Raw genomic sequence first — 5,188 nt, 5'->3', positions numbered from 1 at the left:
CGCCGCGTCGCGCAGGTCGGCGACCCGCGCGTCTCCCGGCAGCCCGGTCGCGCGCCATCGCGCGGCGTCGCGCACCACCGGCACGAAGGGCATGCCACGTGCGGCCAGCGCGCGGCACAGCGTGGCGCCGCTGCGCCCGGAGGCACCGATGACGGCGATCATGCGGGGACCGTCAGGGCGCCGGTCGCAGGAAGCGCAGATCCGCGCCGTCCGGCGCCTGCATCACCTGGTCATGCACCAGCCGGTCCCAGCCGCGTGCCGGGGCGGGCGCGGGCGCCCAGGCCGCGCGCCGCCGCGCCAGCTCGCTTTCCTCCACCAGCAGGTCGAGCCGGCGCTCCTTCACGCTGAGCCGGACGCGGTCGCCGGTCTCGACCAGCGCGAGCGGCCCGCCCACCGCGGCCTCCGGCGCCACATGCAGCACGATGGTGCCGAAGGCGGTGCCCGACATGCGGCAGTCGCTGATCCGCACCATGTCCTTCACGCCGGCCCGCGCGAGCTTCTTCGGGATCGGCAGGTAGCCCGCCTCCGGCATCCCCGCCGCGCTGCGCGGCCCCGCGCCCTTCAGCACCATGATGTCCTGCGGCGTGATGTCGAGATCGGGGTCGTCCACCCGCTTCGCCAGGTCTTCGAGCCCGTCGAACACCACGCAGCGCGCCTCGGTCTCGAACAGCGCGGGCGTCGCCGCGCTGCGCTTCAAGATGGCGCCGTCGGGCGCCAGGCTCCCGCGCACCGCGATCAGCCCGCCCACCGGGCTGATCGGCGTCTCCCGCGCGCGTATGATGCGCCGGTCCACGTAATGCGTGCCGTCGCCGATCCGCGCGCGCAGCGCGACGCCATCGAGGTCCGGCGCGTCGAGGTGCAGCAGGTCCCGCAACTCCCACAGCAGCGCCTGCATCCCGCCGGCGGCGTGAAAATCCTCCATGTAGCCTTCGCCGGTGGGCTTCAGGTCCACCAGCACCGGCGTCGTCTCGCTCAGCGCATCCAGCCGCGCGAGGTCGAAGGCCACCCCCGCGCGCCCAGCGATCGCCGCCAGATGCACCACCGCGTTGGTGGACCCGCCGAGCGCCAGCAGCACGCGCATCGCGTTCTCCACGCTCGCTTCGGTGACCAGCGCCGCGGGCGGCATCGGCTTCGCGATCAGCCGCACCGCCTGCGCGCCCGCCTCCTCCGCCATGCGCAGCCGGTCGGCATGCACCGCCGGCGCGCTCGCGGCGTCGAGCGGCATGAAGCCCAGCGTCGCGGCGATGCAGGCCATGGTGCTCGCCGTGCCCATCACGCCGCAGGTGCCGGCGGTGGTCGCCAGCTTGCCCTCGATCTGGCCGATCTTCTCGGCGCTCACCTCGCCCGCGCGGTACTTCGCCCAGTAGCGCCGGCAATCCGTGCAGGCCGAGAGCCGCTCGCCCTCGAACCCCTGCGCCAGCATCGGCCCGGTGACCAGCATGACGGAGGGCGTACCGGAGCTGACGGCGGCCATCAGCTGCGCCGGCACCGTCTTGTCGCAGCCGCCGACCAGCACCGCGGCATCCATCGGCTGCGCGGTCAGCATCGCCTCGGTGTCGAGCGCCATCAGGTTGCGGTAGTGCATCGAGCACGGGTTGAGCGACGGCTCGCAGAGGCTCACGGTCGGGAAGGCCAGCGGCAGCCCGCCCGCGGCCAGCACGCCGCGCTTCACCGCCTCCACCAGCTCCGGCGCGGTGCGGTGGCAGTTGTTGTAGTCGCTGCCGGTGTCCGCGATGCCGACCACCGGCTTCTCCAGCATCGCCCGCGAATAGCCCATGGAGTTGGCGAAGGAGCGCCGGAGATACAGCGCGAACTCCTTGTCGCCGTAGTTGGAGGACCGGTTGGCGAGGCCGCGGGGCGTGTCGGTCATGAAGGCTCCCTCTCCCCCGCACGCTTACTCCCTCCCCCGCTTGCGGGGGAGGGTCGGGGTGGGGGTTCGGGGAACGGCGCACTCTCGGCCATTGTCGGTAACGCAATACCGTCATCATCAAGCGCCCGTTCCGCTTGACTTTCCCGCCCCTCGCCGCGATAAGCCACCCTCCGATTTCCACCCCGGACACCGACGAACCATGCTGACGAGACAGACGGCTTCGCTGAAGCCGGCCGAGGTCCAGAAGGGCTGGGTGCTGATCGACGCGGAGGGCCTCGTGCTCGGCCGCCTCGCAGCCCTGGTCGCCAACCGGCTCCGCGGCAAGCACAAGCCGCAATTCACCCCGCATGTCGATTGCGGCGACCATGTCGTCGTGATCAACGCGAAGAAGGTCCGGGTCACCGGCCAGAAGGCCGAGCAGTCGGTGTTCTACTGGCACACCGGCTATGCGGGCGGCATCAAGGGCCGCACCGTGCGCGAGCGCCTCGAGAGCGCCCACCCCGAGCGCGTGATCGAGAAGGCGGTGGAGCGGATGATCACCCGCGGCCCGCTCGGCCGCCGCCAGATGCGCAACCTGCACGTCTATGCCGGCCCCGAGCATCCGCATGGCGGCAACACCCCGCAGCCGCTCGACGTCGGCGCGCTGAACCGCAAGAACAAGGTGGCCTGAGGATGAGCGAGCAGGTTTCCCGCGGCGGCTCGCTGGCCGAGCTGAAGGACATGGTCAACGCCGCCGGCGGCCCCGCCGCGGCGGAAGCGGCCCCGGTGCGCGAGCCGAAGCGCGACGCGCAGGGCCGGTCCTACGCCACCGGCCGGCGCAAGAACGCCGTCGCCCGCGTCTGGGTGAAGCCCGGCAAGGGCGAGATGGAGATCAACGGCAAGCCGGCGGCGAAGTACTTCGCCCGCCCCGTGCTGCGCATGTTGATCGCCCAGCCCTTCCTGGTCTCCGACCGGTACCAGCAGTTCGACGTCTTCGCGACCGTCGTCGGCGGCGGCCTCTCCGGCCAGGCCGGCGCGCTGCGCCACGGCATCTCCCGCGCCCTGACCTACTACGAGCCGGGCCTGCGCCCGCTGCTCAAGAAGGCCGGCTTCCTCACGCGCGACCCGCGCGCGGTGGAGCGCAAGAAGTACGGCAAGCCGAAGGCGCGACGTTCGTTCCAGTTCTCCAAGCGCTGACGCCCAGCGGACCGGGCGTCGCGCCCGGCCGCATGGCTGGTTCATCCGGGGGGGGCGGGTCCGCAAGGATCCGCCCCTCTTGCTTTTCCGGGCTACGCTGCCCCCATCTGCAGTCCGAGAGGACAACGACCATGGCCAAGGGACCCATCCCGAGCGTCTTCATCGACGGCGAGGCCGGCACCACCGGCCTGCAGATCCGCGAGCGTCTGGCGCGCTTCCCGGGGATCGCGCTGCGCTCCATCGCGCCCGAATTGCGCAAGGACGCGGACGCCAAGCGTGCCCTGATGGCCGAGGTGGACCTCGTCGTCCTCTGCCTGCCCGACGACGCGGCGAAGGAAGCGACGGCGATGGCGGCCTCGCTCGGCGCCGCCGCGCCGAAGCTGCTCGACGCCTCCACCGCGCATCGCGTGGCGCCCGACTGGGTCTACGGCTTCGCCGAACTGACGCCGGCGCAGGAAGCCGCGATCGCGGCCGCGCCGCGCGTCTCCAACCCCGGCTGCTACCCGACCGGCGCCGTTGCGCTGATCCGCCCGCTGGTCGAGGCCGGGCTGCTGCCGGGGGACTACCCGGTCACCATCAACGCCGTCTCCGGATACTCCGGCGGCGGCAAGGCGATGATCGCGGAGTTCGAGCCGACACGCAGCGCCGCGCCCTTCTTCCTCTACGGCCTGGCGCTCGAGCACAAGCACCTGGCCGAGATGCAGCTCTATGGCGGCCTCGCGCGGCGTCCGATCTTCGTGCCCAGCGTCGGCGATTTCGCGCAGGGCATGCTGGTCAGCGTGCCCCTGCATCTCGACCTGCTGAACGGCGCGCCGAAGCCGGCCGACCTCGAAGCCGCGCTGCGCGACGCCTATGCGCGCTCCACCTGGGTCAGCGTGGAAGCCGCCGATCCGAAGGCGCGGCTCGCGCCGGAGGATCTGAACGGCAGCAACAAGCTGGAGCTGCGCGTCTACGGCAACGCGGCGCGCGGCCAGGCGGTGCTGGTCGCGAAGCTCGACAACCTCGGCAAGGGCGCCTCGGGGGCGGCCGTGCAGAACATCGGGCTGATGCTCGGCGTGGATGTCGCGCCGGCCCTGCCCCTGGCCGCGGAGTAACCCACTTGCCCTCTCCCCCCGCAGGGGGGAGAGGGTTGGGTGAGGGGGGCGATGGCAACATGCCGGAACCCGACAAAGGAGCCGGAACCCGATGGACGACCTGCACATCCCCGCCGCGCGCGGCCCGCTGCTGCCCTTCGAGGGCAAGACCCCGGTCATCCACCCGGATGCCTGGATCGCCCCCACCGCCGTCGTCGTCGGCGATGTCGAGATCGGGGCCGACACCTCGATCTGGTATCACTGCGTGCTGCGCGGCGACACCAACGTCATGCGCATCGGCGCGCGCACCAACGTCCAGGACGGCTCGATCCTGCACCTGAATGCCGGGGCGGAGCCGCTGATCATCGGCGACGACGTCACCATCGGCCATGCCTGCATCGTGCATGCCTGCACGCTGAAGAACCGCGCCTTCGTCGGCATGGGCGCGACCGTGCTCGACCGCGCGGTGATCGAGGAAGGCGGCATGCTCGGCGCCGGCGGCCTGCTGCCGCCCGGCAAGGTGATCGGCCCGAACGAGCTCTGGATGGGCAACCCCGCCAAGCTCGTCCGCGTGATGACGCCGGAGGAGCGCGCGCGCTTCGACCGCACTGCCGTGCACTACGTCGAGCTTGCGAAGCGGCACCGCGCCAGCCTCGCCAGCCGGTGATGGACCGCCGTGCCGTCCTTCTCCTGCCCCTGCTGATCGCGGCCTGCGAGCAGATGCGGCTCGAACCCGTTGCCGAGCTTCCGCCCGACGTGTTCCGCGGCGCCGGCGATCCGGCGCGCTTCGCCGCCGAGCAGGCGGCGCATGCCTTCGTGGACCGGGAAGCCGCGCTGCGCGGCAATCCGCGCGACGCGGCCTTCGCGAGTGCGATGGTGGAGAATGCCTCCACCGCCTTCCAGGACGCCGGCCGCTTCGCCGACGGGCCCTTCGTCACGCGGCTGCTGCGCGAGGGGCGCACCGCGCTGCGCGGCGCGATCGGCCTCGACCTCGCGCTGCCGCCGCAGCAGGTGCAGGACGCGCTGCTCGCCGCCGCCGCCGCCTTCCGGCGCAACGACGCCGCGGTCG

6 protein-coding genes and 1 pseudogene are annotated in these 5,188 nt (G+C 72.3%); 5 read left to right on the top strand and 2 right to left on the bottom strand.

Annotated features, from left to right (window positions below):
- Both L2I40_RS18710 and L2I40_RS18705 read right to left on the bottom strand, forming a co-directional pair.
- Positions 1-162 (bottom strand): annotated as a pseudogene (locus tag L2I40_RS18710) (NADH-ubiquinone oxidoreductase); the annotation flags it as partial.
- A 10-nt stretch (positions 163-172) separates the two neighbouring features.
- Positions 173-1,870: a dihydroxy-acid dehydratase gene (locus L2I40_RS18705; protein ID WP_237216701.1), complete on the bottom strand. Its 1,698-nt coding sequence runs from the start codon at positions 1,868-1,870 to the stop codon at positions 173-175.
- Positions 1,871-2,069: 199 nt separating this feature from the next.
- Here L2I40_RS18705 and rplM point away from each other — a divergent pair, with 199 nt between their 5' ends.
- From rplM to L2I40_RS18680, 5 genes are all read left to right on the top strand, one after another.
- Positions 2,070-2,540 carry a 50S ribosomal protein L13 gene (gene rplM, locus L2I40_RS18700; RefSeq protein ID WP_237216700.1) on the top strand — a complete coding sequence of 157 codons (471 nt, stop codon included), beginning with the start codon at positions 2,070-2,072 and terminating at the stop codon, positions 2,538-2,540.
- Positions 2,541-2,542: 2 nt separating this feature from the next.
- Entirely contained in the window at positions 2,543-3,046 is a 504-nt protein-coding gene (rpsI, locus tag L2I40_RS18695) for a 30S ribosomal protein S9 (protein WP_237216699.1), read from the top strand.
- A gap of 131 nt (positions 3,047-3,177) precedes the next feature.
- Entirely contained in the window at positions 3,178-4,140 is a 963-nt protein-coding gene (gene argC, locus L2I40_RS18690; protein ID WP_237216698.1) for an N-acetyl-gamma-glutamyl-phosphate reductase, read from the top strand.
- Positions 4,141-4,231: 91 nt separating this feature from the next.
- Positions 4,232-4,786, top strand: a complete 555-nt coding sequence (locus L2I40_RS18685; RefSeq protein ID WP_237216697.1) for a gamma carbonic anhydrase family protein — start codon at positions 4,232-4,234, stop codon at positions 4,784-4,786.
- The coding region (locus L2I40_RS18680; RefSeq protein WP_237216696.1) for a hypothetical protein at positions 4,786-5,188 on the top strand (403 nt) is incomplete at its 3' end. The genes L2I40_RS18685 and L2I40_RS18680, both read left to right, overlap by 1 nt.

Source organism: Falsiroseomonas oryziterrae (genome assembly GCF_021864505.1).
GTDB lineage: Bacteria > Pseudomonadota > Alphaproteobacteria > Acetobacterales > Acetobacteraceae > Falsiroseomonas > Falsiroseomonas oryziterrae.
Note: the sequence above shows the minus strand (reverse complement) of the source record. Positions and strands in the feature narration are given on the sequence as shown.

What these genes read in the sequence shown, in the direction of transcription:
- rplM (WP_237216700.1), top strand. Translation starts at nt 2,070, where the DNA reads ATGCTGACGAGACAGACGGCTTCGCTGAAGCCGGCCGAGGTCCAGAAG.
- argC (WP_237216698.1), top strand. Translation starts at nt 3,178, where the DNA reads ATGGCCAAGGGACCCATCCCGAGCGTCTTCATCGACGGCGAGGCCGGC.
- rpsI (WP_237216699.1), top strand. Translation starts at nt 2,543, where the DNA reads ATGAGCGAGCAGGTTTCCCGCGGCGGCTCGCTGGCCGAGCTGAAGGAC.
- L2I40_RS18705 (WP_237216701.1), bottom strand. Translation starts at nt 1,870, where the DNA reads ATGACCGACACGCCCCGCGGCCTCGCCAACCGGTCCTCCAACTACGGC.
- L2I40_RS18685 (WP_237216697.1), top strand. Translation starts at nt 4,232, where the DNA reads ATGGACGACCTGCACATCCCCGCCGCGCGCGGCCCGCTGCTGCCCTTC.